This is a genomic window from Pseudomonas sp. GL_093 (assembly GCF_057837605.1).
In genome coordinates, this window is record NZ_CM174448.1 from 6,755,006 (window position 1) to 6,778,877 (window position 23,872).

At 60.7% G+C, this 23,872-nt stretch carries 20 protein-coding genes and 1 pseudogene; 5 read left to right on the plus strand and 16 right to left on the minus strand.

Annotated features, from left to right (window positions below; all coding sequences use genetic code 11):
• Positions 1 to 38 precede the first annotated feature (38 nt).
• Positions 39 to 1,541 carry an exopolyphosphatase gene (ppx, locus tag AC3IUE_RS31235; protein WP_056738773.1) on the plus strand — a complete coding sequence of 501 codons (1,503 nt, stop codon included), beginning with the start codon at positions 39 to 41 and terminating at the stop codon, positions 1,539 to 1,541.
• A 168-nt stretch (positions 1,542 to 1,709) separates the two neighbouring features.
• Here the strand turns inward: ppx and ppk1 are convergent, their stop codons facing one another.
• Together ppk1 and hemB are read right to left on the minus strand one after the other, a co-directional pair.
• Positions 1,710 to 3,932 carry a polyphosphate kinase 1 gene (gene ppk1, locus AC3IUE_RS31240; protein ID WP_462000179.1) on the minus strand — a complete coding sequence of 741 codons (2,223 nt, stop codon included), beginning with the start codon at positions 3,930 to 3,932 and terminating at the stop codon, positions 1,710 to 1,712.
• Positions 3,933 to 3,950: 18 nt separating this feature from the next.
• Entirely contained in the window at positions 3,951 to 4,964 is a 1,014-nt protein-coding gene (hemB, locus tag AC3IUE_RS31245) for a porphobilinogen synthase (protein ID WP_008150323.1), read from the minus strand.
• Positions 4,965 to 5,172: 208 nt separating this feature from the next.
• On the opposite strand from hemB, the gene AC3IUE_RS31250 reads away from it, so the two are divergent.
• Positions 5,173 to 5,796: a DedA family protein gene (locus AC3IUE_RS31250; RefSeq protein WP_489264604.1), complete on the plus strand. Its 624-nt coding sequence runs from the start codon at positions 5,173 to 5,175 to the stop codon at positions 5,794 to 5,796.
• Here AC3IUE_RS31250 and AC3IUE_RS31255 read toward each other — a convergent pair.
• On the minus strand, positions 5,777 to 7,012 hold the full coding sequence (locus AC3IUE_RS31255) for a sterol desaturase family protein (RefSeq protein WP_489264605.1): 1,236 nt from the start codon (positions 7,010 to 7,012) through the stop codon (positions 5,777 to 5,779). The two genes, AC3IUE_RS31250 and AC3IUE_RS31255, sit on opposite strands and share 20 nt — an antisense overlap.
• A gap of 115 nt (positions 7,013 to 7,127) precedes the next feature.
• Between AC3IUE_RS31255 and elbB the strand changes: the two genes are divergently transcribed.
• Positions 7,128 to 7,796, plus strand: a complete 669-nt coding sequence (elbB, locus tag AC3IUE_RS31260; RefSeq protein WP_033060653.1) for an isoprenoid biosynthesis glyoxalase ElbB — start codon at positions 7,128 to 7,130, stop codon at positions 7,794 to 7,796.
• Between the two features lie 116 nt (positions 7,797 to 7,912).
• Here the strand turns inward: elbB and AC3IUE_RS31265 are convergent, their stop codons facing one another.
• The 5 genes from AC3IUE_RS31265 to AC3IUE_RS31285 all read right to left on the minus strand — a co-directional run bounded on the left by AC3IUE_RS31265 (position 7,913) and on the right by AC3IUE_RS31285 (position 13,789).
• Complete coding sequence (locus AC3IUE_RS31265; RefSeq protein ID WP_462039432.1) at positions 7,913 to 8,368, minus strand: YaiI/YqxD family protein; 456 nt, start codon at positions 8,366 to 8,368, stop codon at positions 7,913 to 7,915.
• A 27-nt stretch (positions 8,369 to 8,395) separates the two neighbouring features.
• On the minus strand, positions 8,396 to 10,294 hold the full coding sequence (locus AC3IUE_RS31270) for an FTR1 family protein (protein WP_489264606.1): 1,899 nt from the start codon (positions 10,292 to 10,294) through the stop codon (positions 8,396 to 8,398).
• A gap of 150 nt (positions 10,295 to 10,444) precedes the next feature.
• Positions 10,445 to 11,077 carry a LysE family transporter gene (locus AC3IUE_RS31275; RefSeq protein ID WP_489264607.1) on the minus strand — a complete coding sequence of 211 codons (633 nt, stop codon included), beginning with the start codon at positions 11,075 to 11,077 and terminating at the stop codon, positions 10,445 to 10,447.
• Between the two features lie 220 nt (positions 11,078 to 11,297).
• The gene (locus AC3IUE_RS31280; protein WP_056738763.1) at positions 11,298 to 11,879 is read right to left on the minus strand and encodes a mechanosensitive ion channel family protein; all 582 of its coding nucleotides are present in this window, start codon (positions 11,877 to 11,879) and stop codon (positions 11,298 to 11,300) included.
• A complete protein-coding gene (locus AC3IUE_RS31285; RefSeq protein ID WP_489264608.1) occupies positions 11,879 to 13,789 on the minus strand; it encodes an ATP-binding cassette domain-containing protein in 1,911 nt (636 codons plus the stop codon). Before AC3IUE_RS31285 ends, AC3IUE_RS31280 begins: the two co-directional genes overlap by 1 nt.
• A gap of 50 nt (positions 13,790 to 13,839) precedes the next feature.
• Between AC3IUE_RS31285 and AC3IUE_RS31290 the strand changes: the two genes are divergently transcribed.
• The gene (locus AC3IUE_RS31290; RefSeq protein ID WP_056738757.1) at positions 13,840 to 14,304 is read left to right on the plus strand and encodes a TIGR02444 family protein; all 465 of its coding nucleotides are present in this window, start codon (positions 13,840 to 13,842) and stop codon (positions 14,302 to 14,304) included.
• On the opposite strand, the gene AC3IUE_RS31295 is transcribed toward AC3IUE_RS31290, so the two are convergent.
• Complete coding sequence (locus tag AC3IUE_RS31295) at positions 14,301 to 15,413, minus strand: AlgP family protein (protein WP_489264609.1); 1,113 nt, start codon at positions 15,411 to 15,413, stop codon at positions 14,301 to 14,303. The genes AC3IUE_RS31290 and AC3IUE_RS31295 overlap by 4 nt on opposite strands.
• A 192-nt stretch (positions 15,414 to 15,605) precedes the next feature.
• On the opposite strand from AC3IUE_RS31295, the gene AC3IUE_RS31300 reads away from it, so the two are divergent.
• Positions 15,606 to 16,271 (plus strand): FKBP-type peptidyl-prolyl cis-trans isomerase, encoded by a 666-nt coding sequence (locus AC3IUE_RS31300; RefSeq protein WP_489264610.1) that lies wholly within the window; start codon positions 15,606 to 15,608, stop codon positions 16,269 to 16,271.
• A gap of 78 nt (positions 16,272 to 16,349) precedes the next feature.
• On the opposite strand, the pseudogene ltrA reads toward AC3IUE_RS31300, so the two are convergent.
• From ltrA to hemC, 7 genes and pseudogenes are all read right to left on the minus strand, one after another.
• Positions 16,350 to 17,772: pseudogene (gene ltrA / locus AC3IUE_RS31305) on the minus strand (group II intron reverse transcriptase/maturase).
• A gap of 482 nt (positions 17,773 to 18,254) precedes the next feature.
• Entirely contained in the window at positions 18,255 to 18,713 is a 459-nt protein-coding gene (locus AC3IUE_RS31310; protein WP_046045098.1) for an Rsd/AlgQ family anti-sigma factor, read from the minus strand.
• A gap of 179 nt (positions 18,714 to 18,892) precedes the next feature.
• On the minus strand, positions 18,893 to 19,444 hold the full coding sequence (locus tag AC3IUE_RS31315) for a disulfide bond formation protein B (protein ID WP_056738750.1): 552 nt from the start codon (positions 19,442 to 19,444) through the stop codon (positions 18,893 to 18,895).
• Between the two features lie 229 nt (positions 19,445 to 19,673).
• A complete protein-coding gene (locus AC3IUE_RS31320; RefSeq protein ID WP_489264611.1) occupies positions 19,674 to 20,912 on the minus strand; it encodes a heme biosynthesis protein HemY in 1,239 nt (412 codons plus the stop codon).
• Positions 20,909 to 22,063, minus strand: coding sequence for a uroporphyrinogen-III C-methyltransferase (locus tag AC3IUE_RS31325; RefSeq protein ID WP_489264612.1), 1,155 nt, complete (start codon positions 22,061 to 22,063; stop codon positions 20,909 to 20,911). Before AC3IUE_RS31325 ends, AC3IUE_RS31320 begins: the two co-directional genes overlap by 4 nt.
• A gap of 16 nt (positions 22,064 to 22,079) precedes the next feature.
• Positions 22,080 to 22,847: a uroporphyrinogen-III synthase gene (locus AC3IUE_RS31330; RefSeq protein WP_489264613.1), complete on the minus strand. Its 768-nt coding sequence runs from the start codon at positions 22,845 to 22,847 to the stop codon at positions 22,080 to 22,082.
• Positions 22,844 to 23,785, minus strand: a complete 942-nt coding sequence (gene hemC / locus AC3IUE_RS31335) for a hydroxymethylbilane synthase (protein WP_056738742.1) — start codon at positions 23,783 to 23,785, stop codon at positions 22,844 to 22,846. The genes AC3IUE_RS31330 and hemC overlap by 4 nt, the downstream gene beginning before the upstream one ends.
• Between the last annotated feature and the right edge of the window lie 87 nt (positions 23,786 to 23,872).

Here is a 23,872-nt window from a genome sequence, read left to right on the forward strand (position 1 = left end):
GGCACGATGTCGAGGTTATCGACCGAGACCCCCTGACCATGCCGCAATCCCAAGCCAAGAATCTGTCCCTGATCGCCGCAATCGATCTGGGCTCCAACAGCTTTCACATGGTCGTGGCCAAGGCCCAGAACGGCGAAATCCGTATTCTCGAACGACTCGGGGAGAAGGTTCAGCTGGCGGCCGGCATCGACGATGAGCGTCAGCTCAGTGAAGAATCCATGCAACGCGGGCTCGATTGCCTGAAGCGTTTCGCCCAACTGATCAGCGGTATGCCGACCGGCGCCGTGCGGATCGTCGGCACCAACGCCTTGCGTGAAGCCCGTAACCGTGGCGAATTTATCCGCCGCGCTGAAGAAATTCTCGGCCACCCGGTGGAAGTCATCTCCGGCCGTGAAGAAGCGCGCCTGATCTACCTCGGCGTTTCCCACACCCTCGCCGACACCCCGGGCAAACGCCTGGTGGCCGACATCGGCGGCGGCAGTACCGAATTCATCATCGGCCAGCGCTTCGAACCGCTGCTGCGCGAAAGCCTGCAAATGGGCTGCGTCAGCTACACCCAGCGTTATTTCAAGGACGGCAAGATCACCCCGGCCCGCTACGCCCAGGCGTACACCGCGGCGCGGCTGGAGATCATGAGCATCGAACACGCCCTGCACCGTCTGACCTGGGATGAAGCCATCGGCTCCTCGGGCACCATCCGCGCCATCGGCCTGGCGCTGAAGGCCGGCGGTCATGGCACGGGCGAAGTCAACGCCCAAGGCCTGGCCTGGCTCAAGCGCAAGCTGATCAAACTTGGCGACATCGAGAAGATCGACTTCGAAGGCATCAAGCCTGACCGCCGGGCGATCTTCCCTGCCGGCCTGGCGATTCTCGAAGCGATCTTCGACGCACTCGAACTGCAACGCATGGACCACTGTGAAGGCGCCCTGCGCGAAGGCGTGCTCTATGACCTGTTGGGCCGTCATCATCACGAAGACGTCCGTGAGCGCACCCTCAGCTCGTTGATGGAGCGTTATCACGTCGATCTGGAACAAGCGGCGCGGGTTGAGCGCAAGGCGTTGCATGCCTTCGATCAAGTCGCCGAAGATTGGGATCTGGATGACGGTGTCTGGCGTGAACTGCTGGGCTGGGCCGCCAAGGTCCATGAAGTGGGCCTGGACATCGCCCACTATCACTACCACAAGCATGGCGCCTACCTGATCGAGCACTCGGACCTGGCCGGGTTCTCCCGCGAAGACCAACTGATGCTCGCGCTACTGGTGCGTGGCCACCGACGCAATATCCCCCGGGACAAGTTTGCCGACTTCGGCGATGAAGGCATCAAGCTGATTCGCCTGTGCGTGCTGCTGCGCTTTGCGATTCTGTTCCATCACATCCGCGGCACCCAGGAAATGCCTCAGGTCGTGCTGCAGGCCAATGGCGACAGCCTGGATGTGTTGTTCCCGGAAAACTGGCTGGACGAAAACCAGCTGACCCAGGCCGACTTCGGCCTGGAGGCGGAATGGCTGACCCGCGTCGGCTTTGTGCTTAACGTTCGCTGAAATTGAAAAAGGCCTTCTTCGGAAGGCCTTTTTTATGTCCACGATTCGGCAGACGACGCAGGTCCCATGTGGGAGCGAGCCTGCTCGCGATGGCGGCTGAACATTCAACATTGATGTCGAATGTGATGGCCTCTTCGCGAGCAGGCTCGCTCCCACAGGTTTTGCGCGTTAACGAACGGCCAGAATCGGGCTACCCAATCGTTCCAGCAGTGTTGCCTGCGCGCTGCGCGGGTTCTGGTTGCCGGTCGGCGTGTTGCGGATGTAACGGCCGTCCGCCTGCAGGCTCCAGCTGTGGGTGTTATCGGTGAGATAAAGTTCCAGCTCTTTCTTGACCCGCAAGATCAGCTTCTTGCCCTCGACCGGGAAGCAAGTCTCGACGCGCTTGTCGAGGTTGCGCTCCATCCAGTCGGCGCTGGACAGGAACATCTGCTCTTCGCCGCCATTGAGGAAGTAGAAGACCCGGGTGTGCTCCAGGAAGCGCCCGATGATCGAGCGCACGTGGATGTTGTGCGAAACCCCGGCGATGCCCGGTCGCAGGCAGCACATGCCGCGCACCACCAGATCAATACGCACCCCGGACTGACTGGCCTTGTACAGCGCGCGAATGATTTTCGGATCGGTCAGCGAGTTGAACTTGGCGATGATGTGCGCCGGTTTGCCGTCGAGGGCGAACTGGGTTTCGCGGGCAATCATGTCGAGCATGCCCTTCTTCAGCGTGAACGGCGCGTGCAGCAGCTTCTTCATGCGCAAGGTTTTACCCATGCCGATCAGCTGACTGAACAGTTTGCCAACGTCTTCGCACAAGGCGTCATCCGAGGTCAGCAAGCTGTAGTCGGTGTACAGGCGGGCGTTGGCCGCGTGGTAGTTGCCGGTCCCCAAGTGGGCGTAACGGACAATCTCGCCAGCCTCGCGACGCAAGATCAGCATCATCTTGGCGTGGGTCTTGAAGCCGACCACGCCGTAAATCACCACCGCACCGGCCGCTTGCAGACGGCTGGCCAGTTGCAGGTTGGACTCTTCGTCGAACCGCGCACGCAACTCGATCACCGCAGTGACTTCCTTGCCGTTACGCGCCGCATCGACCAGCGCATCGACGATTTCGGAGTTGGCACCGGAGCGGTACAGGGTCTGACGGACCGCCAATACATGCGGGTCCTTGGCAGCCTGGCGCAGCAGGTCGACTACCGGAGTGAAGGACTCGAACGGGTGCAGCAGCAGGATGTCCTGCTTGCTGATCACGCTGAAAATGTTCTCGCTGTTTTGCAGCAGTTTCGGGATCTGCGGGGTGAACGGCGTGTATTGCAGCGCTCGCTGACTGTCCAGACCGGTGATGCTGAACAGGCGGGTCAGGTTGACCGGCCCGTTGACCTGATACAGCTCGGTCTCGTGCAGGTTGAACTGCTTGAGCAAGTAGTCGGACAGGTGTTTCGGGCACGTATCGGCGACTTCCAGGCGCACCGCGTCACCGTAGCGACGGGAGAACAACTCGCCGCGCAGGGCGCGGGCCAGGTCTTCTACATCTTCGGTGTCGACGGCGAGGTCGGCGTTTCGGGTCAGACGGAACTGGTAGCAGCCCTTGACCTTCATGCCCTGGAACAGGTCATCGGCGTGCGCGTGGATCATCGACGACAGGAACACGTAGTTGTCGCCCGAGCCGCCCACTTCTTCCGGCAACTTGATGACCCGCGGCAGCAGACGTGGCGCCGGGATGATCGCCAGACCGGAATCGCGGCCGAAGGCATCGATACCTTCGAGCTCGACGATGAAGTTCAGGCTCTTGTTCACCAGCAACGGGAACGGGTGCGTCGGATCGAGGCCGATCGGGGTAATGATCGGCGCGATCTCGTCGCGGAAATAGCGGCGCACCCAGGTTTTGATCTTGGTGGTCCAGTGACGCCGGCGGATGAAGCGGACCTGATGCTTTTCCAGTTCCGGCAACAGGATGTCGTTGAGGATCGCGTACTGGCGGTCGACGTGACCGTGCACCAGTTCGCTGATACGGGCCAGGGCCTGGTGCGGTTGCAGGCCATCGGCGCCGGCCTGTTCACGGGCGAAGGTGATCTGCTTCTTCAGGCCGGCCACACGAATCTCGAAGAACTCGTCCAGGTTGCTGGAGAAGATCAGCAGAAACTTCAGCCGCTCCAGCAACGGGTAGGACTCATCCAGCGCCTGCTCCAGCACGCGGATGTTGAACTGCAGTTGCGAGAGCTCGCGATGGATGTACAGGCTGCTGTCATCCAGGCCGGGAATGGCAATCGCCGGCGCCGCTATTGCGGGCTCGGCCACCGCCGCGGGAGGAGCAGGCTCCAGTTCCGGCGGGGTTTCGGCGATTTGCTCCACCACAGGTTGAGCATCTTTTACGGCAACTTCAGTGAGTACTTCGGTATTCATCGAATGTTCCTGGGAGGGCTATTTTTGCTCTCGTAACAATTGAGCAGCACGGACGGCAAAGTAAGTCAGGATGCCATCAGCGCCTGCACGTTTAAAAGCGGTCAGGGATTCGAGGATAACCCCTTCGCTCAACCAGCCATTCTGGATCGCCGCCATGTGCATGGCATATTCACCGCTGACCTGATAAACAAAGGTCGGCACTTTAAATTCTTCTTTGACCCGGTAGAGGATGTCCAGATACGGCATGCCTGGCTTGACCATGACCATGTCCGCGCCTTCTGACAAGTCCGCCGCCACTTCGTGCAGGGCTTCGTTGCTGTTGGCCGGGTCCATCTGATAGGAGGCCTTGTTGGCCTTGCCCAGGTTCAGCGCCGAACCGACTGCATCGCGGAACGGGCCGTAATAGGCGCTGGCGTACTTCGCCGAGTAGGCCATGATCCGCACGTTGACGTGATCGGCCAGTTCCAGCGCTTCGCGGATCGCCTGGATGCGACCGTCCATCATGTCTGACGGGGCCACCACCTGAGCGCCGGCTTCGGCGTGGGACAGCGCCTGCTTGACCAGTGCGTCGACGGTGATGTCGTTCTGCACGTAGCCTTCTTCGTCGAGGATACCGTCCTGGCCGTGGGTAGTGAACGGGTCCAGGGCGACGTCAGTGATCACACCCAGTTCAGGGAATTGCGCACGCAACGCACGGGTGGCGCGCTGGGCAATCCCGTTCGGGTTCCAGGCTTCAGCGGCGTCCAGAGACTTGAGCTCCGGCGGCGTCACCGGGAACAGTGCCAGCGCCGGAATCCCCAGCTCGACCCACTTGGCCGCTTCTTCAAGCAACAGATCGATGGTCAGGCGCTCGACGCCTGGCATCGACGCCACCGCTTCGCGACGGTTTTCACCGTCCAGCACGAACACCGGCAGGATCAGATCGTCGACGGTCAGAACATTTTCACGGACCAGTCGACGCGAGAAATCATCACGGCGATTGCGACGCAGGCGGGTTGCTGGAAACAAACGGTTGGCGGGGGTAAAGCTCACGGCAGACTCCTGAGCCCGCGCTGGCGGGCGAGCGTGACAGTTATAAGCGGCCATTATGACGAAGGTATTACAGTTGTGTGCACCCCTGTGACAGGTAGTCGCATTCCATTGTCCTTGTAGGAAATGTTCACGTCGAGACACATTTGGACACTTTCATGAATGTTCCCGAAGGGTTAGGCTGCGCGTTCATTTCGCCAGCATCCAGACAATGCTCCAACAATTTCTTCAGGAATTCGGCTACTTCGCCCTCTTTCTCGGCACGTTTTTCGAAGGCGAAACCATTCTGGTGCTCGCAGGCTTCCTCGCGTTCCGTGGATACATGGACCTCAAAGTGGTCATGATCGTGGCGTTCCTCGGCAGCTATGCCGGCGATCAGCTGTGGTATTTCCTGGGGCGCAAGCACGGCCGCAAGTTGCTGGCGCGCAAACCGCGCTGGCAGATGATGGGCGATCGGGCGCTGGAACATATCCGCAAGCACCCGGACATCTGGGTGCTGAGCTTCCGGTTTGTCTATGGCCTGCGCACGGTGATGCCGGTGGCGATCGGCCTGTCGGGCTATCCGCCAGGACGTTATCTGCTGCTCAACGGGATTGGTGCCGCGATCTGGGCCGCCGCGCTGGCTGCCGCCGCGTATCACTTCGGCGCGGTGCTCGAAGGCCTGCTCGGCAGCGTCAAGAAGTACGAGCTGTGGGTGCTCGGCGCCCTGCTGATCCTGGGCTTTTGCCTGTGGTTGCGCCGGCGCTTCAAGAATGCCCGCCTGGCGAAGAAGATCTACGCCGACGAGCAGGCCGAACGGGCCAAATCTGTCGAGACTAAGACGCCAGTCGAGTGAAACGGTTTCTGCAACAGTAGAGACCGATACCACTGAGCAGGCTGTAACTCAGCAGGCCGACCCAGCCTGCCGCGCTGGCCGGCCACAGCCCAACGACCGGTGCCAGCCACACCAGCGGCACATTCGACGCCAGGCGCAGCAGCTCCAGCTTCAGCGCCCACGGGCGATTCTCCAGGGCCACGCCCAACGTAAACAAACCCAGCGCCACGGCACTCCAGCCGAGCACCAGCGCGGCGGTTGGCAAACTCCGCTCCAGGTTCATCAAGTAGCTGCCCAGCGCGATGTAGACGCAGAACTGCAACACGACGTAAAGCTGCTGACGCCCGTCCAGCGGCACCTCGAATTTACGGAACTGACTCAGGTCTGGCTTGTTCATCGGGTACTTGGCCGCCACGTCCGCCGGCCGCCAACCGGTGCGCATGAACCAGATGCGCAGCTTGTCCCATTTGCTTTGTGCACGCCGTGCGTCATCCCACAGCTGCGCGTAGAACTGCACGTTCGCCCACAAAGGATTCCAGCTCGCCAGCGGCGTGGTCACGCCGAAAATCACCGGTTCGTTGTCGTCTTCTTCCTGGAACGAGCCGAATAGACGGTCCCAAATAATGAACACCCCGCCGTAGTTGCGATCCATGTAGAGAGCGTTCTGTGCATGGTGAGCCCGATGATTGGACGGCGTGACGAAGAACCACTCGAACCAGCCGAGCTTGGGAATGTGTTTGGTATGCACCCAGAATTGGTACAGCAAGTTCAGCGAGGCGACGCTGATGAACACCAGCAGCGGCACGCCGAGCACGGCCATCGGCAGATAGAAAATCCAGCTCAACAGGAAGCCGGTACTGGTCTGGCGCAATGCCGTGGAAAGGTTGTAGTCCTCGCTCTGGTGATGCACCGAGTGCGCCGCCCAGAGGATGTTGCGTTCATGGCCCATGCGATGCAGCCAGTAGTAGCAGAAGTCGTAGAGGACAAAGGCGAAAACCCAGACCCAAACGCTGTCGGCCGAGAGTTCGAACAGCGCCAGGTGCTTGAGGGCAAACGCATACGTCACCAGGCCGACGCCTTTGGTCAACAGGCCGGTGGTGGTCGACAGCACGCCGGTGCTCATGCTGTTGATCGCGTCAGCCACACGATAATTGCTCACTCCGCGCCAACGGTCGGCCAGCAGTTCGACGGCAATCAGCACAAAGAAAAACGGCACTGCATACAGAATGAAGTCCATGACGCGCCCTGATCGGAATCTTGAGGACAGATCCTAGGTGTAGCCGCGAATTATCCCTATGGCAACGAGTGACAAATTAGTGGACATTTAACGCCATGAATCTGGAGAAAAGCCCATGAGCAAAAAAATTGCAGTGATCCTATCCGGCTGTGGCGTGTACGACGGCGCCGAGATCCACGAAAGCGTGATCACCCTGCTGCGTCTGGACCAGCGGGGGGCGCAGGTGCAGTGTTTCGCACCGAACATCGCGCAGTTGCATGTGATCAATCACCTGACCGGCGAAGAAATGCCCGAGTCGCGCAACGTACTGGTGGAGTCGGCGCGGATCGCTCGAGGCAACATCAAGGATATCCGCGAAGCGGACGTGGAAGACTTCGATGCGCTGATTGTTCCGGGTGGTTTCGGGGCGGCCAAGAACCTGTCGAACTTCGCCGTCGAAGGCGCCGGCTGCACCGTGCAACCGGAAGTCCTGGCGTTGGCTGAAGCCTTTGCCGAGGCCGGCAAACCAGTCGGGCTGATCTGCATCTCGCCGGCGCTCGCAGCGAAGATCTATGGACCGGGCGTGACCTGCACCATCGGCAACGACGCCGATACTGCCGCCGCCATGAACAAGATGGGCGCTACACACGCCGACTGCGCGGTAACTGACATCGTTGAAGACAAAGCACGCAAACTGGTCAGCACCCCGGCGTACATGCTGGCGCAATCGATCAGCGAAGCGGCGTCAGGCATCAACAAACTGGTCGACCGCGTTCTGGAACTGACCCACGAAAACGACGCCTGACACTGTTCAGTATGGGAGCGATCCTGCTCGCGATAGCGGTCTAACCGTCGACATCAATGTTGAATGTGCCGACCCCATCGCGAGCAGGCTCGCTCCCACAGGGATCACCGTCATGCTTAAGTCTTGCGCGATAGCCGCGTGAGGATCCGGTCCAGTGCATTGGCAAACGCCTGCTTCTCGCGCTCGCCAAACGGCGCTGGCCCGCCGCTCATCTGCCCCTGTTCACGCAAATCGGTGAACAGGTTACGCACCGCCAACCGATCGCCCATGTTCTGCGCATCGAACTCTTTGCCCCGTGGATCCAGCGCCGCAACGCCCTTTTTCACCAGTCGGTCGGCCAGCGGCACATCGCTGCAGATCACCAATTCGCCGGGGACCGCGTATTCCACCAGGTAGTCGTCGGCGGCATCCGGACCACTTGGCACCACGATCAACTTCACCAGGGCCAAACCCGGTTTGATCTGCGGCTGTCCGGCCACCAGCACCACTTCGAACTGGCGCTTGAGGGCGAACTTCACCACCAGATCCTTGGCCGCCCGGGGGCAGGCGTCGGCATCGATCCAGACACGCATGTTTTTACCTCTTGAGGATCACTCGGATCAGGAAACCGGCACCCGCCGCTTCTCAGCCAGCCGACTACGGCTATACAGCACGATGATCGCGATAATCGCCACCGCCTGCGCACTCAGCGAATACGCATCAGCGTGGATCCCCAGCCAGTCGAAGTCAAAGAACGGCACCGGCCGGATGCCGAAAATCCCGGCTTCCTGCAACGCCTTCACGCCATGCCCGGCAAACACCACCGACAACGCGCACAACAGACCGGCGTTGATACTGAAAAACAGCGACAGCGGCAGCTTCGCCGAGCCACGCAGAATCACCCAAGCCAGACCCACCAACAACACCAACGCCGTCGCACCACCCGCCAGTACCGCGTTATGGCCTGCCGGACCTGCCTGCAGCCACAAGGTCTCGTAGAACAGAATCACTTCAAACAGCTCGCGATACACCGAGAAGAACGCCAGCGTCGCAAACCCGAAACGCCCACCGCCGCCCACCAGGCTGCTCTTGATGTAATCCTGCCAGGCCGCCGCATGACGACGGTCGTGCATCCACACGCCGAGCCAAAGCACCATGACGGCGGCAAACAACGCCGTCGCACCTTCCAGCAATTCGCGCTGCGAACCGCTGACATCGATCACGTACGCCGCCAGCGCCCAGGTCCCGAGACCGGCCAGCAGCGCCAGCCCCCAGCCGACGTTGACGCTGCGCACCGCCGATTGCTGGCCAGTATTGCGCAGGAACGCGAGAATCGCCGCGAGCACCAGAATCGCTTCCAGGCCTTCGCGCAACAGAATCAACAAACCGGAGATGTAGCTCAGGGACCAACTCAAGCCATCGCTGCCCAGCAGACCGGCAGACGTCTTCAACTTGGTCTTGGCCGCATCCAGTCGTTCCTGAACCTGGGCCACCGGCAAACCGTCCTGCAACGACTGACGGTAAGCCATCAGCGATTTTTCAGTGTCTTTACGCACGTTGGCATCGACGTTATCCAGAGAACTTTCGACCAGTTCGAAACCCTCCAGATAAGCCGCCACCGACAGGTCATAAGCCTGATCGTGATCACCGGCACGGTAAGCGGCGATGCTCTTGTCCAGCGTTGCGGCGGTGTAGTCGAGCAATTGTGCCGGGCCACGCTTGACCTGCAGCGGTTGCGCTCGCTGCGCACGGAAGGTCGCCGCCGCTTGCGGCCCCTCGGCAACCTGCACTTCTGCGGGAGTCTGACGGGCCAGGTCGGCGATGTTGTAGGTCTTTTCGGATTTTGCAGCAGCCGGATCGGCGCTGAAGCTGGCGATGTAGGTCGCCAGGTCCCACCGCTGACGATCGTCCAGCTGATCGGCGAAGGCCGGCATGTCGGTGCCTTCGACACCGAGGCCCAAGGTGCTGTAGATCGCGTAGAGGCTCAGGTGATCCAACCGCGCCGCATCACGCAGATTGGACGGTGGCGGTATCAGACCAACACCCGCCGGGCCATCCCCGGCACCCGCGTCGCCGTGGCACACCGAACAATGCTGAGCGTACAACGGCGCACCACGGGTCGGATCCGGCGTAATGATCGGCGCCTGGCTGACTTCATAGGTCACCGCCAGTTTGGCGCCGAGTTGCCGTGCCTGACGGCCGACGTCCGCGCCGTCCTGACGCGCAGTGATCGCGTTGCGCAGCGTGCTGACGCCCTGATCCAGCCCGGCTTTTTCCGGTTTGGCCGGCATCGCGGCGATCAAGCCTTGCAGCGCCTTGATGGAGTCCAGCTGCTGTTGGTATTCGGACTCATTAATGACCTTGCCCGCTTGCACCGTTTCCGGGTAATCCGCACCGATGTAATCGAGCAAATGCAGCGCTTGCGGCGCGCCTTCCACGGTGTCGGCCAGCAGGTTGAAACTGCACAGGGCAAACAACGGCAACATCAGCCAGGCCAGGAAACGGGACGGGGCAGTCATGAATGAATCTCAATTGGTAATACGAAGTAACACATTGTTCACTTCCAATGACTTTCACTCAAGCTTTGTTCGCATGTGCTGCTGGTTCTGTGCGGGTCCGGACATGAAAAAGGCGACCTCGAGGGTCGCCTTTTTTGCACCTGAGTGTGTTTAAACCACGGCTTTACGCAATGTCGCCATGAACGCCGCTGCACCGATGAACAGCCCGGCAAACGTGCGATTCATGCGTCTCTGCTGCTTGGGCGTGCGCAACATCCGCAACACCTTCGATGCAAGCCCGGTGTAACCGGCCATGACGATCAGGTCGACGCAGATCATGGTCACACCGAGGATCAGGTACTGCGCCACCAGCGGTGCATGCGGATCAATGAATTGCGGCAGCACCGCGAGCATGAACACCAACGCCTTGGGGTTGCTGACGTTCACCAGGAAACCCCGGAACACCAGCGCCATCGGCTTGCCGATTTGCCGGACGGCCGCATCGTCGCTCATGTCATGGGGCAGCGCGCGCCATTGCTTGACCGCCAGGTAAACCAGATAAGCCACGCCAAACCATTTGATCGCATGGAAAGCAGTGGCCGAAGCCGCGAGGATTGCACCGACACCCGCGGCGACAATCGCAATCTGTAGCGCCAGGCCCAGTTGCAGGCCCAGGGCGTTCCAATAACCGCGCCAGAAACCGTATCGCAGACCGCTGGACATCGACGCAATGGCGCCGGCACCGGGCGACAGACTGATCACCCAGCAGGCGGCAAAAAACGCCAGCCATGTTTGAAGCACCATCGCACACCTCGACTCAGACTCGTGACAGACATCTAAGCTAATGCGGCTTTGGGCCGATGACTACCGATTTTTTTGCAGGACCGAGTTGAAGCCGACCAGCGTTTACAGCTGGAGGGCCCTTTCGCGAGCAGGCTCGCTCCCACATGGAATTTGTGAGCGCCACGGATCTACTGTGGGAGCGGGCTTGCTCGCGAAAGCGGTCTATCAGGCAACAGAAGGCTTACTTTTCGAAACCGTTGGAAGGGAATACATCGCTGCCGCGCCAGCGTCGAACCGAGCGCTGGAAGAACAGGCTGTTGGGCACTTGCACCATGGCGCTGCCGGTACCGAGTTCTTCAGCTTCGATCAGCGTGGTATAGAGCAGATTGATCGCAACGACCCGGCCTTTGACGCCGGGCTTGTCGGTGGTGTCCACCAACTCGACCACGTCGCCGAGGCGGAACGGGCCGACGGTGAAGATCAGGATTGCGCACAACAGATTCGAGAGCACGCTCCACATGGCGAAGAACGCCACGGCCGCTACCGCGACAAACCCGGACAACGCGGTCCAGAGCACCGTCGCCGACACCCCGAGGCGTTCCAGCACGAAGATCAGCGCGCTGCCCATGATCAGCCAGCGCAGACCACCGCGCAGCGGCATCAGCAGCTGTGGTGGAAACGGGTAGCGCTCACCCAGGCGAGTCAGGCATTTAGCGACGAAGCGTTGAGCGAAGTAACCCGCCAACAGGATCAGCAGGATTTGCACGACGAACCAGATTGGCTCGCCCCACACAGCCGGCAGCGGCAGCGTGAAGGCTTCCATCAGGACAGCGCCTCCAGCTCCGCCTGCATGCTTTCAAGCAGTTCCAGCGCTTCCATCCAGGCTTCTTCCAGCTCAGCTTCACGGACCTTCAGCTTGGCCTGTTCGGCCAGCAGATCACGCAAATCGTTCTTGCGCGCCGGCTCGTAAATGTCGCTGTCGCCGAGGCTGGTATCGATCTTCGCCAGTTTCTCGTGCAGTTTGCCCAGTTCGGCTTCGAGCTTGTCAGCCTCGCGCTTGTGCGGCGCCAGTTGCTGACGCAACGCGGCCGCCGCCTGGCGCTGGGCCTTCTTGTCGGTCTTGTCCGGATTGACCGGCGTATTGTTGACCGGGGCGTTGCGCTGGCGGTAGTCCACCAGCCAACGGGTGTAGTCTTCCAGGTCGCCGTCGAATTCCTCGACCTTGCCGTCCGCCACCAGATAGAAATTGTCGGTGGTGCTTTTGAGCAAATGACGATCGTGGGAGACCACCAGTACCGCGCCGCTGAATTCCTGAAGGGCCATGGTCAGCGCCAGGCGCATTTCCAGGTCCAGGTGGTTGGTCGGTTCGTCGAGCAGCAACAGGTTCGGCCGGCCCCAGGCGATCAACGCCAGCGCCAGGCGGGCCTTTTCGCCACCGGAGAAGTTCAGCACCGGCTCATCGATCCGCGCACCGCGGAAGTCGAAACCACCGAGGAAGTCGCGCAGGGTCTGCTCGCGCTCGGTCGGCGCCAGGCGCTGCATGTGCAGCAACGGGCTGGCCTTGGAGTCGAGCGAGTCCAGTTGATGCTGGGCGAAGTAGCCGACGACGGTGTTCTCGCCACGGGTCAGGCGGCCGGACAACGGCTCGAGTTCACCGGCAAGGTTTTTGATCAGGGTCGATTTGCCGGCACCGTTCGGGCCCAGCAAACCGATCCGCGCACCGGGGGTCAGTTGCAGCTTGACCTTCTCCAGCACGGCCCGCTCGCCGTAACCCAGTCGGGCGTCGGAGAGGTCAATCAACGGGCTGGAGATTTTTACTGATTCGCGGAAAACGAAATCGAATGGCGAATCGACGTGGGCGGCGGACAGCTCTTCCATCCGCTCCAGCGCCTTGATCCGGCTCTGGGCCTGACGGGCCTTGGTGGCCTGGGCCTTGAAGCGGGCAATGTAGCTTTCCATGTGCGCACGTTGCGCCTGCTGCTTCTCGTAGGCTTGTTGTTGCTGGGCCAGACGTTCGGCACGGGCGCGTTCGAAGGCGCTGTAGCCACCGCGATACAGGGTGATCTTGCGCTGATCGACGTGAGCCACATGATCGACCACGGCATCGAGGAAGTCCCGGTCGTGAGAAATCAGCATCAAGGTGCCGGGATAGCTTTTGAGCCATTCTTCGAGCCAGATGATGGCGTCGAGGTCCAAGTGGTTGGTCGGTTCGTCGAGCAACAACAAGTCCGAGGGGCACATCAAAGCCTGCGCCAGGTTCAGACGCATCCGCCAACCACCAGAGAAATCTCCTACCTGGCGATCCATCTGTTCATTGGTGAACCCAAGGCCGGCCAGCAGCTTTCGGGCCCGGGCGTCGGCGGTGTAACCGTCGGCGCTGTCGAGTTCCGAGTGCAGGCGGGCCTGAGCGGTACCGTCATGGGCCGCTTCGGCTGCGGCGAGGTCGCGTTGCACCTCGCGCAGGCGCAGGTCGCCATCGAGCACATAGTCGACCGCCACCCGATCGAGGGTGTCGATCTCCTGGCGCATGTGGGCGATGCGCCAGTCCGCCGGCAGGAAGCAATCACCCGAATCCGGGTGCAGGTCACCCAGAAGCAAGGCGAACAGGCTCGATTTGCCGGCGCCGTTGGCACCGATGAGGCCGGCTTTGTGGCCGGCGTGCAGGGTCAGCTCGGCGTCTTCTAGCAGACGTTGAGGGCCACGCTGTAAAGTCAGGTTCTGAAGTCGAATCATAATGGCGGCGGAGTCTACCAGCTTCGCTCGCAACTGGCGCGAGTAGCACTATGTCCTCTGACCTGTGGAGCTTTTCCCTTAGTACTTACGCCCGTCCCGGCGTTGAACCCGCCTGCCTGAAATTGCAGTCGTCGGGTATCAATGTGTGCTTGCTGCTCTGCGGGCTGTGGCTGGCAGAACGTGGCGTCGCCTGTAACGAACACCGATTGCAGCAACTGCGTAGCGTGGCCGAGCCGTGGGACGCAGACGTGGTGCGCCCGCTGCGAGCCTTGCGGGTGAATTGGAAAGTCGTTGCCGCCGACGATGGCGAACTGAATGCGTTGCGCGAGCAAGTGAAGGCACTCGAACTGGAAGCCGAGCGACATCTGTTGGTGCGACTGGAACGATCGGCACTGAGTTGGCCGCAGGGTGAGGCGACCGATCTATCGGCCTGGCTGGAAGGTGTAACGGCAGGCGCCGTCCACCTGGACCGCGACGCGCTGCATCAGCTGCGCGTCGCGGTAAGCAGCACTTAAGAAGCGCTGGTTGGGGTGGTTGCTGCGATCGATGCGGCGGCCGGCGTTGGCGCTGGCGTGGCTGTCGAGGTGGCTGCTGCTAAAGCAGACGTTGCTGCCGGAGCCGGGTTGGCTGGCCTGGCAACTGGCGCGGCGGCCGGCTTGGCGGCAACCGGTTTTTTCACTGCTGGTTTTGCAGCTGGCTTGGCGGCTGGTTTTGCAGCCGGTTTGGCAGCGGCAGGTTTGGCTGCTGGTTTCGCTGCAGCAGGTTTTGCAGCAGCAGTTTTGGCAGCCGGTTTGGCTACAGCTTTTACAGCTGGTTTTGCAGCTGGCTTGGCGGCAGTTTTAGTCGCGACTGATTTCGCGGCAGGCTTGGCAGCAGGTTTCGCAGCGGCAGTTCTAGCCACTGGTTTTGCGGCCGGTTTGGCTGCTGGTTTAGCCGCTGCAGTTCTCGCCACCGCCGGTTTGGCAGCAGCGGTTCTTGCAGCCGGTTTAGCGGCAGCTGTTTTGGCAGCGGCTGGCTTGGCGGCAGGTTTGGCGGCGGCTGTTTTTGCAGCCGGTTTTGCAGCGCTAGCAGCGACTGGTTTTTTTGCCGCAGGTTTAGCGGCAGGTTTTGCTGCGGCTTTCACCGGTGCTTTGGCGGCCGGTTTGGCAGCAGACTTGACCGGTGCTTTTGCAGCAGCCGGTTTGGCAGCGGCTTTCTTGGCAGGAGCCGCAGCAGGCTTGGCCGAACGCAGGGACAACGCCTTGCCGACAGCCTCTTGTACACGACCGACGCCCTGGGCCAGTTTCAGGCTTTCTTGAGCATCGCGCTTGAGTTGCAGAATGTAGCTGCGAGTTTCGGATTGACGATCCTTGAGGGCATCGAGCAAGTCCTCAAGCTCCTTCACCGCGCCCTTGGCTTTGGCTTGTGCCTTGGCCTTGCCGGCCGCCGCAGCGTCCTGCAATTTGGTACGGGACTTGTGCAGTTTTTCTTGCGCTTTTCCGCGTTGCTTTTCCAGTTTGGCGAGCAGTTTTTCAGCATCAGCCAAGGCTTGGGAACAAGCGTTTTCCAGATGCTCGAGCAAGCTGCCCGAGAGTTGTTGGAGTAAGTGCAACGGAGTATTTACTGGCTTCTTGGTGGCCGACATGGTTTACCTCCTGGCTGACGTGGGTGCGGCTCATACTAGACCTCTGCAGCTACCGCCGCTAGGGCATGTTGACAGTATCCAAAGCGCTACGTTGCAACGGATTGAAATTCTTCTGCGCCTGCGCAAAACCAGTTCACCGTAGAGCACATTCACACTGGCATAATCCCCCGCATCTCAGGTCGGAGAGTGCCCATGTCGCGCTACCTTTTTTTATCACTGTGCGTGTTTTTTTCCGTGGCCCAGGCCGCCGAAAAAACCAAAGAAAATGACACTCATGATCTCTCTTACAGTCTGGGCGCAAGCCTCGGCGAACGCCTGCGCCAGGAGGTTCCCGATCTGCAACTTCAGGCGCTGATCGAAGGCTTGCAACAAGCTTATCAAGGCAAACCCCTGGCGCTGAAAGATGAGCAGATCGAACAAATTCTTGCCGAGCACGAAGCCCAGGTCGCCTTGCAGCCGAGCACGCCGCAAAGTGAAATCGCCCTCGAAAAAGAGCAGGCTTTTCTCGCCAAGGAAAAAGCCAGACCGGGCGTTCGTGAACTGGCCGATGGAATATTGCTAACGGAGTTGGCGCCAGGCACGGGTGCCAAAGCTGGCCCCAACGGCAAAGTCCAGGTGCTGTATATCGGTCGCCTTCCCGACGGCACGGTGTTCGATCAGAACAGTCAGCCGCAGTGGTTCAGTCTCGACAGCGTGATCAGCGGATGGCGCAGTGCGTTGCAGCAAATGCCGGTCGGTGCGAAATGGCGCTTGGTGATTCCATCGGCCGAAGCCTATGGCGCCGAGGGTGCCGGCGACCTGATTGCGCCGTTCACACCGCTGGTATTCGAAGTTGAATTGCGCGGTGCCACCAGCTGAATACCGGATCGAGTAGGAGGCGGCTTCACAGCCGCCGTCCTCTCACACCACCGTACGTACGGATCCGTATACGGCGGTTCAAGTTATGCGATTAAGCCGAGTTATCGTATCCAGTATTGAGACCAGTCCAAGCCGATCCCACAGCTTCTTCGGTAGCGCGTGATTCAAATGTGCAGCTCCTGAGCTCCACCATGGACCACGACCGTTGAACGCGGATATGCAGGCGCGGTGCCTGCTGAGCCCCAGACGTATCAAGTTCCGAGCCCTTGTTGAGGGCCGTTTCCATTGACGCCATACGGCACAGCGCAGCTTACGACGCACCCAGCCATCCAACTCCTCAAGTGGCCGCTTGCTCTGACTTAGCTTGAAATAGCCTGCCCAACCCCGCAGCACGGGGTTTAATCGCACGATGACGGTTGCCATCTTGCAACCCCGCGCTCCGCGCAGCAGGTCTCTGACTCGGTCGCGCAAGCGCCCCAGGCTCATCGCCGCCACTCTTAGCCTCGGCTGTTGATGCCAGCTCATCCCATAACCCAGATAATCACAGACCCAAGGCCGTACCACACGGCTCTTTTCCCGGTTGAGCGTCAGTTTCAGACGCTGGGTCAGGAAACGCTCAACACTGACCATCACTCGTTCACCCGCGCGACGACTGCGCACATAAATATTCGCGTCGTCGGCATAGCGCACGAAGCGATGACCCCGCCGCTCCAGTTCGCGGTCGAGTTCGTTGAGCAGGATATTCGACAGCAACGGCGAGAGCGGGCCGCCTTGCGGCGTCCCTTCTTGCCGTCGGCTGACGAGTCCGCCTGACATCGTTCCCGCTTCGAGATAGCGACGGATCAGTCTGAGCACCCGCTTGTCTTCGATTTGACGCGCCACGCAAGCCATCAGGACATCGTGATTGACCCGATCAAAGAACTTCTCGAGATCGAGTTCCACACACCAGCGGTGACCCGCTGCCACATGGTCGCGAGCGGTTTCGAGGGCTTGGTGAGCGCTTCTCCCCGGACGGAAGCCGTAGCTGTAGTCCGAGAACAGCGGATCGAAGAGCGGCGTGAGCTGTTGCAGCAGAGCTTGTTGGATCAGGCGATCCACGACGTTGGGAATGCCCAACTGACGGGTTCCACCTTTGGGTTTGGGAATGTCGACGGCGCGTACACCTTGCGGGTGATATTCACCGGCCAACAACCGAGCCTTGAGGGTCGGCCAATACTGTTTCACGTAGTCCGCCAAGTCGTCGACCGTCATGCCATCGGCACCCGGTGCGCCCTTGTTGCTGACCACGCGCTGATACGCACGTCTGAGGTTGGCGGGTGCAAGCACCCGCGCCATCAGCGTGTCCGGCTCCGCGTTCGTCCACGTCACAGACGCCGCCAATGCCTGCGCACTGCCAGCCGTCACCCGCGGATTCTGTCCGGGGCTTGGGGTCACAGTTCTCTTGCGGAGAAATTTCTGCTTTTTCGACATTCGACGAGACTCTGACGCCTACTGGCGGCATAACCTGTTCGGCCCTTGGTGACAGAGTTATTCGTCACTTACTACGGCCTCGGCTGACTTCTGCACGCTCATCCCGTCGCCTCTCGACGCTCGGTAGCACAGTGGCAAACGCACAGATCTCCCAGGGTAATTCGCGCGACCTTCCTGCTTATGCCTGTCGGATCTACGTCGCAGCGTTCCGTGCAAGTATTGGGCTTTGAGGAAGTTTGCCCCCTTACCCCGCTGCGCCGCCTAATCCGCTTCCTGTTCGTCAGGCCAGCATTTTGCCTCGGGCTTCCTTCAGATTCGCAGTCGCCCGCGACACCCTTGCCTCTGGCTAACACTTCCCCTTGCCGGGGGTGTAGAGGACTTTCACCTCCAAGTCACCAGCGTGGCTACCACAGCCAAGCTGGTTGCGCTTACGCGCAACGCGCCATGCCTGGCGCACAAACGAAAAACGGCGCGCATAGCGCACCGTTTTTGGAGGTCTTGCAGGAAGGAGGTTCAAGCCTGAACCGAATCCTCTTCCTTGTGAGCGGTGTGCAGCACTTCGATCAGGCAGTCTTCCAGTTCGAAGCGTTCGTGCAACAGGCCACCCAGCTCTTTGAATTTCTCTGCCACGCATTGACCTGCATCACACAGGTCATTGAACGCTAGCAGCTTCTCGGTGATGACATCGATACGAGGGTAGATGGTCTCGGCCAACTCAAGCCCGCGAGTATCACCAAACGCTTTGGCTTCGCCGGTCAGCTGTTCGTAGATCTCGAAGTGCCCGGCAGACACGTAATCGACCAGCACGCCGCAGAATTCCTGCAACGGCTTGCGGTTCTCACCCAGCGCCTCAGGCTTGGCGCCGAGAGCATCATAGGCCCGAACCAGTTCGTGACGCTCCTGCAACCAGCGATCGATCAGCAGATGCACTCCACCCCAACGTTCCTGAGCATTCTGACAACTTTCGAGCATGGTGATCTCTCTTCCCTTGTGGGTCATGCTGCCCTACACCCGTCGCCACACTTGAAGGTCAAGTATCGGCCAGGCAGAGCGTCATTCGAGCAACATAATTCCAATGACACGTGCGGGCCAGATTATGCCCGCGCGACAATGGCTTCAAGGTACGCAGGAGATAAAGTTCATACAAGTGTTTAATCACCCGCCAGCGCCCGGTGCGACGAACCGCCGCTGAGCGGTCGCAGACAGGCTTTCCAGACAACGCGCAGCAGCTGATAAATTCCCAGAATTGTCATTGCCATGAAGAACAGCAGACTCCATTCAGGAATACTCAGGTCGAACAGTGTCCAGGAAATCTCCGCGCACTCGGCCTCCCCTTTAAACATCTGCGTGGCCTGACACAACCAAGGCATATCCTCGTACTGAACTGCCAGATTGGGCGAGCACGTCAACAGCTGATGCATGGGATCGCTCTGCAGCAATACCTGCCGCCACGCCGTGACCGTACCCGCCAGACTGCAAAACAGCCCGAGCATCCAATACAGGAAAGACCCGAAGCGGCCCGGCCCATGCACCGAAGCCGCCAGACAGATGCCTGTGAGCAACGCGAGGCAAAAGCGCTGCAACAGGCACAACCCGCAAGGCTTGAGGCCGACCGCATATTCCAGGTAATAGGACACGCCCAGGGCCAGGGCACCTGCAATGAAAGCCATGAAAAACAAGGAGCGTGAGCAGGCCAAAGACATGGCATTTCCGTAACAGTAGAGACAGGCGGTTACGGTAGAGGAAAGCGCTGCAGCCTTTCAAGGCAGGCCAGCGGGGACACTTCAACAGAAGTGTAGGGAAATCCCGACAGGAACGAGAGGATTAGGTGTAGTCCTCTGTAGGACTCAGCCATTGACGGACTACAAAGGTAAAATTCCGGCAGTTTGCAGGCGACCGGATCGCTCCTTCGAACGACCCGTCGTCCACTCTTCAAGCGTGAACAGGAACCGGCAACGGTGCCGCCAGCAAGCGCTCGTCCAACAAGACCAAGCCCTCCTGGAACAGCTGATTGCTGCGTTCTGTGTCGCCCAGCTGCGCCAGCAGCCGCGCCAGTTCCGCGCAGGCTTCCGGGTTGCGCTGCACTCGCAGGCTGCTCTCCAGATAGTCCCGGGCCTTGCCCCAAAGGCTGCTTTGCAGACACAAGCGCCCCAAAGTCAGCAACAGGCTTGGGTCGGCCGGATGCTCCTTGAGCCAACTCTCGGCGGTGTGCAGTTGACGTGCCGGATCGCTGCCGCGAACGAGTCCGTAGAGGCGCGCCAGATGACTGTCGTAGTTGCGCTTGAGCGCCGTTCGCAGGATCTCTTCGGCCTCGACCTGAGCACCCAGCTGCCGAAGTTGTTCGGCATAAGCGAGCACCAGTTGCGGCTCTTGACGCTGCGCTGAGGTCAGCTGCTGCCAGGCGCGATTAAGCGATTGCAAGCCGACCGTCCCGTCTTCTTCCTGATGCGCCGCCAGGGACAGGTTCTCACCCCAGGCCCGGCGTTCCAGTTCGGCCAGCTCGGCCGGTGGCAGGGCCTTGTCCTTGCGCAGCTCCGGCAGCAGACGAATCACCGCCGACCAGTCGCCCCGCTGTTGGTGCAAGCGCTGCAACTGGCGCAAGGTCTGGACGTTATGAGGATGACGCTCGTGCATGGCTTGCAGGGTCACCAGGGCGCCTTCGGTATCGCCGCGGTCAGTCTGTAATTGAGCGTGGCTGAGGGCAATCGCCAGCTCTGCCTGGGGTTGTCGCTCAAGAGCGCGTTCCAGCAGGTTGTCGCTTTCCTCGTAATGACCTTGTTCGTTCGCGGCCCGGGCAGCGCCGAGGTAGTAAAGCAACGGCTGGCGCTCGGCTTCCGCAGCCCGATGCAGATGGCGCTGCGCACTGGCCCAGCGACCTTCGGCCAGATCCAGCTGACCGTGTTCAATCGCCACCTGCACCCGGCGACTGCGATTGCGCCGCGACCAGGGATTGACCACGCCGCTGGAGGTCGTCACCAATTCGATCAACGCCTTGATGCCCCAGAACACCAGCCAGAGCACGGCGACCAACGCCAGGGTTGCCCACAGGCTCGACTCATAGCGAAAGCTTTTGTAGGCGATCAGCACGTAACCGGAATGCTCGGCAATCGCCAGACCGAGCGCGGCAGCCGCAGCGATCACCAGGAACACGATCACATAGAGGCGTTTCATGGCGTCGCCTCCTGAGCGGTGTCCGCAGCAGGTTTGGCCATCGGTTTGATCGAGTCCTCGGCGTTGACATTACGCCGCTCCAGATACCCCTGAACCGCACTCAGCGTGCCGGTCAGGTCTGGCGTGACGACGGTGACCGGTTGCTTGCTCAACTCGCCAACCTGCTCAAGCATCACTTTGCTCTGAGGGTTGTCCGGGTTGAAGTTGCCCTTGAGCACGTCCCGCGCCTCGGCAAGCGCCTGGGTATAAACCGCGGACTGGCCATTGAGCGCGGCCCATTGCGCCTGCTCCAGCGCCAGGCTCAGGGCCAGGCGCACCTGGCTCAGGCTCTGCCCGGCCAGCAACGGACGCACATTCTTGTCGGCATTGAAGTCGATGCGGATGTAGCGCGAGACCTGATCCCACCATTGCGCCCAGCGACTGGCGCCGTCGCCATCGGCGGTGAGACCCAACAGGGATTCGCCACGGTCCTTGTACTCAGGTGCCAGCTCGGTGAGGCTGATCACCTGATCGCGTAGCGCACCCAGTCGCAGGAACAGACCGGTGCGATCCGGCTGTTGGGTGCTACGCAATGCCACCAGCGTTTTGGCCACTTGCTCGCGAGCGGCAAAAGAGCCCGGGTCGTTCTGTTCGCGCAGAATTTCATCGGCGCCCTGCACCAAAGCCTGGGCACTGCTGATGTCCTGCAACGCGGAAAGACGCAGGCTGGCCAGACGCAGCAAGTGCTCGGCCTCGGCCAGACGCCAATCCTTGCGACTGGCGCCGAGAACCGTTTCCAGACGTTGATTCAAGCGTTGCTGATCGCCTTGAAGTTGAGTAACCAAACGACTGCGCGCGTCGAGCTCGGCGGCGGCAGGCATTTGTTCCAGGCGGGCAGTCAGGCGTTGTTCATTGAGCTTCAGGTCCTGCGCCTGATCGCCCAATGCCTGGACCTGACTCAACTGCTGTTGAGTATTGGCTTGCAGGTGACGCACCTGCCAGACTCCCCAGCCGCCCACGGCGACACCGGCGGCGCCCAGCAATAGCGCGACGATTGCCAGCCCATTGCCTCGGCGCTGCACTGCGGCAGGTGGCCCGGTTTCAACCGGTGCTTCAACCGGTGCATCGAGCACTGGCTTGACGTCATCTTTAGGCAAGGCTGTTTCGCTCACGTATCCATCCTTTGCATTAGAGAACGGGTCCGGGATGCTCCCGTAACGCCGTCAGCAAAGCCGCGGCACTGGCGCCACGACAATCCACAACTGTTTGAGCCCCGGCGGCACGTGCCAGCTCGGCGACCCGGGGGCTTGGAACAAACAACGGCAACCGCGCCAATTGCGGCCAGGCATCGCCGGCCAATTGATGCAGGTGCTCAAAACCCTGTCCACTGCTGACCACCAGCCCGTTCAAGCGTTCCGCTTCGATCCGGTCAGGCAGCGCTGCCGGCGGGTACTGCGGCAGGTCGCGGCGGTACAACTCCAGATACTCGACACTAGCACCAAGCTCGCGCAAACGCTCAGCCAGCAACTCGCGCCCGCCCTCCCCGCGCATGATCAGCACACGTGGACCGGGCCGCGCGATTGCCTCGCGCAACTGAGGAAGTTCAAGCAAGGCTTCGCTGTCATCGCCATCCACCGGGAAGCTGATGTCCAACCCGCGATCCTCGAGGATCTGCGCGGTGGCTGCGCCCACGCTGAACCACTTCAAACGAGGGGGTTGCGGCCGATACCGGTCGAGCAGTTCCACAGCAATTCTGGCGGCAGGCTTGCTGACCACGATCACTGCGCAAAAGCGATCCAGTCGCTGAATCACCTCGCGCATTGTGTCAGAGACAGGAATCGGCTCGATCTCCAAAAGCGGCAAACTGCTGCTGAAAATCCCCTTTTCAGCCAAAAGACTGCTCAGCGCCGCCGACTCATCCGCGGGACGCGTCAGCAGCAGGCGCCAGCCCGTCACTCGTGACCTGCCTCGCCGTAGACTGCTTTCAGAATGTCGTTGGCGCCTTGACTCAGCAGGTCTTCAGCCACTTGCACGCCCAGGGCTTCGGCGTCGCTGCGTGGCGCACGAGCCTCGGCGCTGAGCAGCAGACCGCCGTTCGGATCACCGACAAGACCACGCAACCAGATCTGCTCGCCTTCAAGCACGGCATAGCAGGCGATCGGCACTTGGCAGCCACCATTCAGATGTTTGTTGAGAGCACGTTCGGCGGTCACGCGGATCGCAGTGTCCTGGTGATGCAGCGGTGCCAACAGCGCGTGAATTTCGCTGTCGACGCTGCGGCATTCGATACCCACCGCGCCTTGGCCACCGGCCGGCAGACTGTCGTCGACGCTGATGGCCGAGGTGATGCGATCTTCAAAGCCGAGACGAATCAGGCCGGCGGCGGCGAGGATAATGGCGTCGTATTCGCCGGCATCGAGCTTGGCCAGGCGCGTGTTGACGTTGCCGCGCAGGAAGCGAATTTCCAGGTCCGGACGACGGGTCAGCAACTGGGCCTGACGGCGCAGGCTGGAGGTGCCGACGATGCTGCCTTGCGGCAATTCGTCCAGGCTGGCGTAGGTATTGGAAACGAAGGCATCACGCGGGTCTTCTCGCTCGCAGATGCAAAACAGGCCGAGGCCTTCAGGAAAGTCCATCGGCACGTCTTTCATCGAGTGCACGGCGATGTCGGCTTCGTTTTCCAGCAGCGCGGTTTCCAGTTCTTTGACGAACAGGCCCTTGCCGCCGATTTTCGACAGTGGCGAGTCGAGCAATTTGTCACCGCGACTGACCATGGGCACCAACGTCACGAGCAGACCCGGATGGGCCTCTTCCAGACGGGCTTTGACGTATTCGGCCTGCCACAGGGCGAGTGCACTTTTACGGGTGGCGATGCGGATTTCGCGAGAGGACATGGATCAATCCGTACTGAATAGATACGGCGGATAATAACAGCTCAGCCAAATCCACTTTGACTTGTATCAGAAAACGCGTGGCCTCCC

Bases quoted from the DNA above. Each gene is read 5' to 3' on its own strand.
- ppx (WP_056738773.1), top strand. From the start codon at position 39: ATGCCGCAATCCCAAGCCAAGAATCTGTCCCTGATCGCCGCAATCGAT.
- ppk1 (WP_462000179.1), bottom strand. From the start codon at position 3,932: ATGAATACCGAAGTACTCACTGAAGTTGCCGTAAAAGATGCTCAACCT.
- AC3IUE_RS31250 (WP_489264604.1), top strand. From the start codon at position 5,173: ATGCTCCAACAATTTCTTCAGGAATTCGGCTACTTCGCCCTCTTTCTC.
- AC3IUE_RS31255 (WP_489264605.1), bottom strand. From the start codon at position 7,012: ATGGACTTCATTCTGTATGCAGTGCCGTTTTTCTTTGTGCTGATTGCC.
- elbB (WP_033060653.1), top strand. From the start codon at position 7,128: ATGAGCAAAAAAATTGCAGTGATCCTATCCGGCTGTGGCGTGTACGAC.
- AC3IUE_RS31265 (WP_462039432.1), bottom strand. From the start codon at position 8,368: ATGCGTGTCTGGATCGATGCCGACGCCTGCCCCCGGGCGGCCAAGGAT.
- AC3IUE_RS31270 (WP_489264606.1), bottom strand. From the start codon at position 10,294: ATGACTGCCCCGTCCCGTTTCCTGGCCTGGCTGATGTTGCCGTTGTTT.
- AC3IUE_RS31275 (WP_489264607.1), bottom strand. From the start codon at position 11,077: ATGGTGCTTCAAACATGGCTGGCGTTTTTTGCCGCCTGCTGGGTGATC.
- AC3IUE_RS31280 (WP_056738763.1), bottom strand. From the start codon at position 11,879: ATGGAAGCCTTCACGCTGCCGCTGCCGGCTGTGTGGGGCGAGCCAATC.
- AC3IUE_RS31285 (WP_489264608.1), bottom strand. From the start codon at position 13,789: ATGATTCGACTTCAGAACCTGACTTTACAGCGTGGCCCTCAACGTCTG.
- AC3IUE_RS31290 (WP_056738757.1), top strand. From the start codon at position 13,840: ATGTCCTCTGACCTGTGGAGCTTTTCCCTTAGTACTTACGCCCGTCCC.
- AC3IUE_RS31295 (WP_489264609.1), bottom strand. From the start codon at position 15,413: ATGTCGGCCACCAAGAAGCCAGTAAATACTCCGTTGCACTTACTCCAA.
- AC3IUE_RS31300 (WP_489264610.1), top strand. From the start codon at position 15,606: ATGTCGCGCTACCTTTTTTTATCACTGTGCGTGTTTTTTTCCGTGGCC.
- AC3IUE_RS31310 (WP_046045098.1), bottom strand. From the start codon at position 18,713: ATGCTCGAAAGTTGTCAGAATGCTCAGGAACGTTGGGGTGGAGTGCAT.
- AC3IUE_RS31315 (WP_056738750.1), bottom strand. From the start codon at position 19,444: ATGTCTTTGGCCTGCTCACGCTCCTTGTTTTTCATGGCTTTCATTGCA.
- AC3IUE_RS31320 (WP_489264611.1), bottom strand. From the start codon at position 20,912: ATGAAACGCCTCTATGTGATCGTGTTCCTGGTGATCGCTGCGGCTGCC.
- hemC (WP_056738742.1), bottom strand. From the start codon at position 23,785: ATGTCCTCTCGCGAAATCCGCATCGCCACCCGTAAAAGTGCACTCGCC.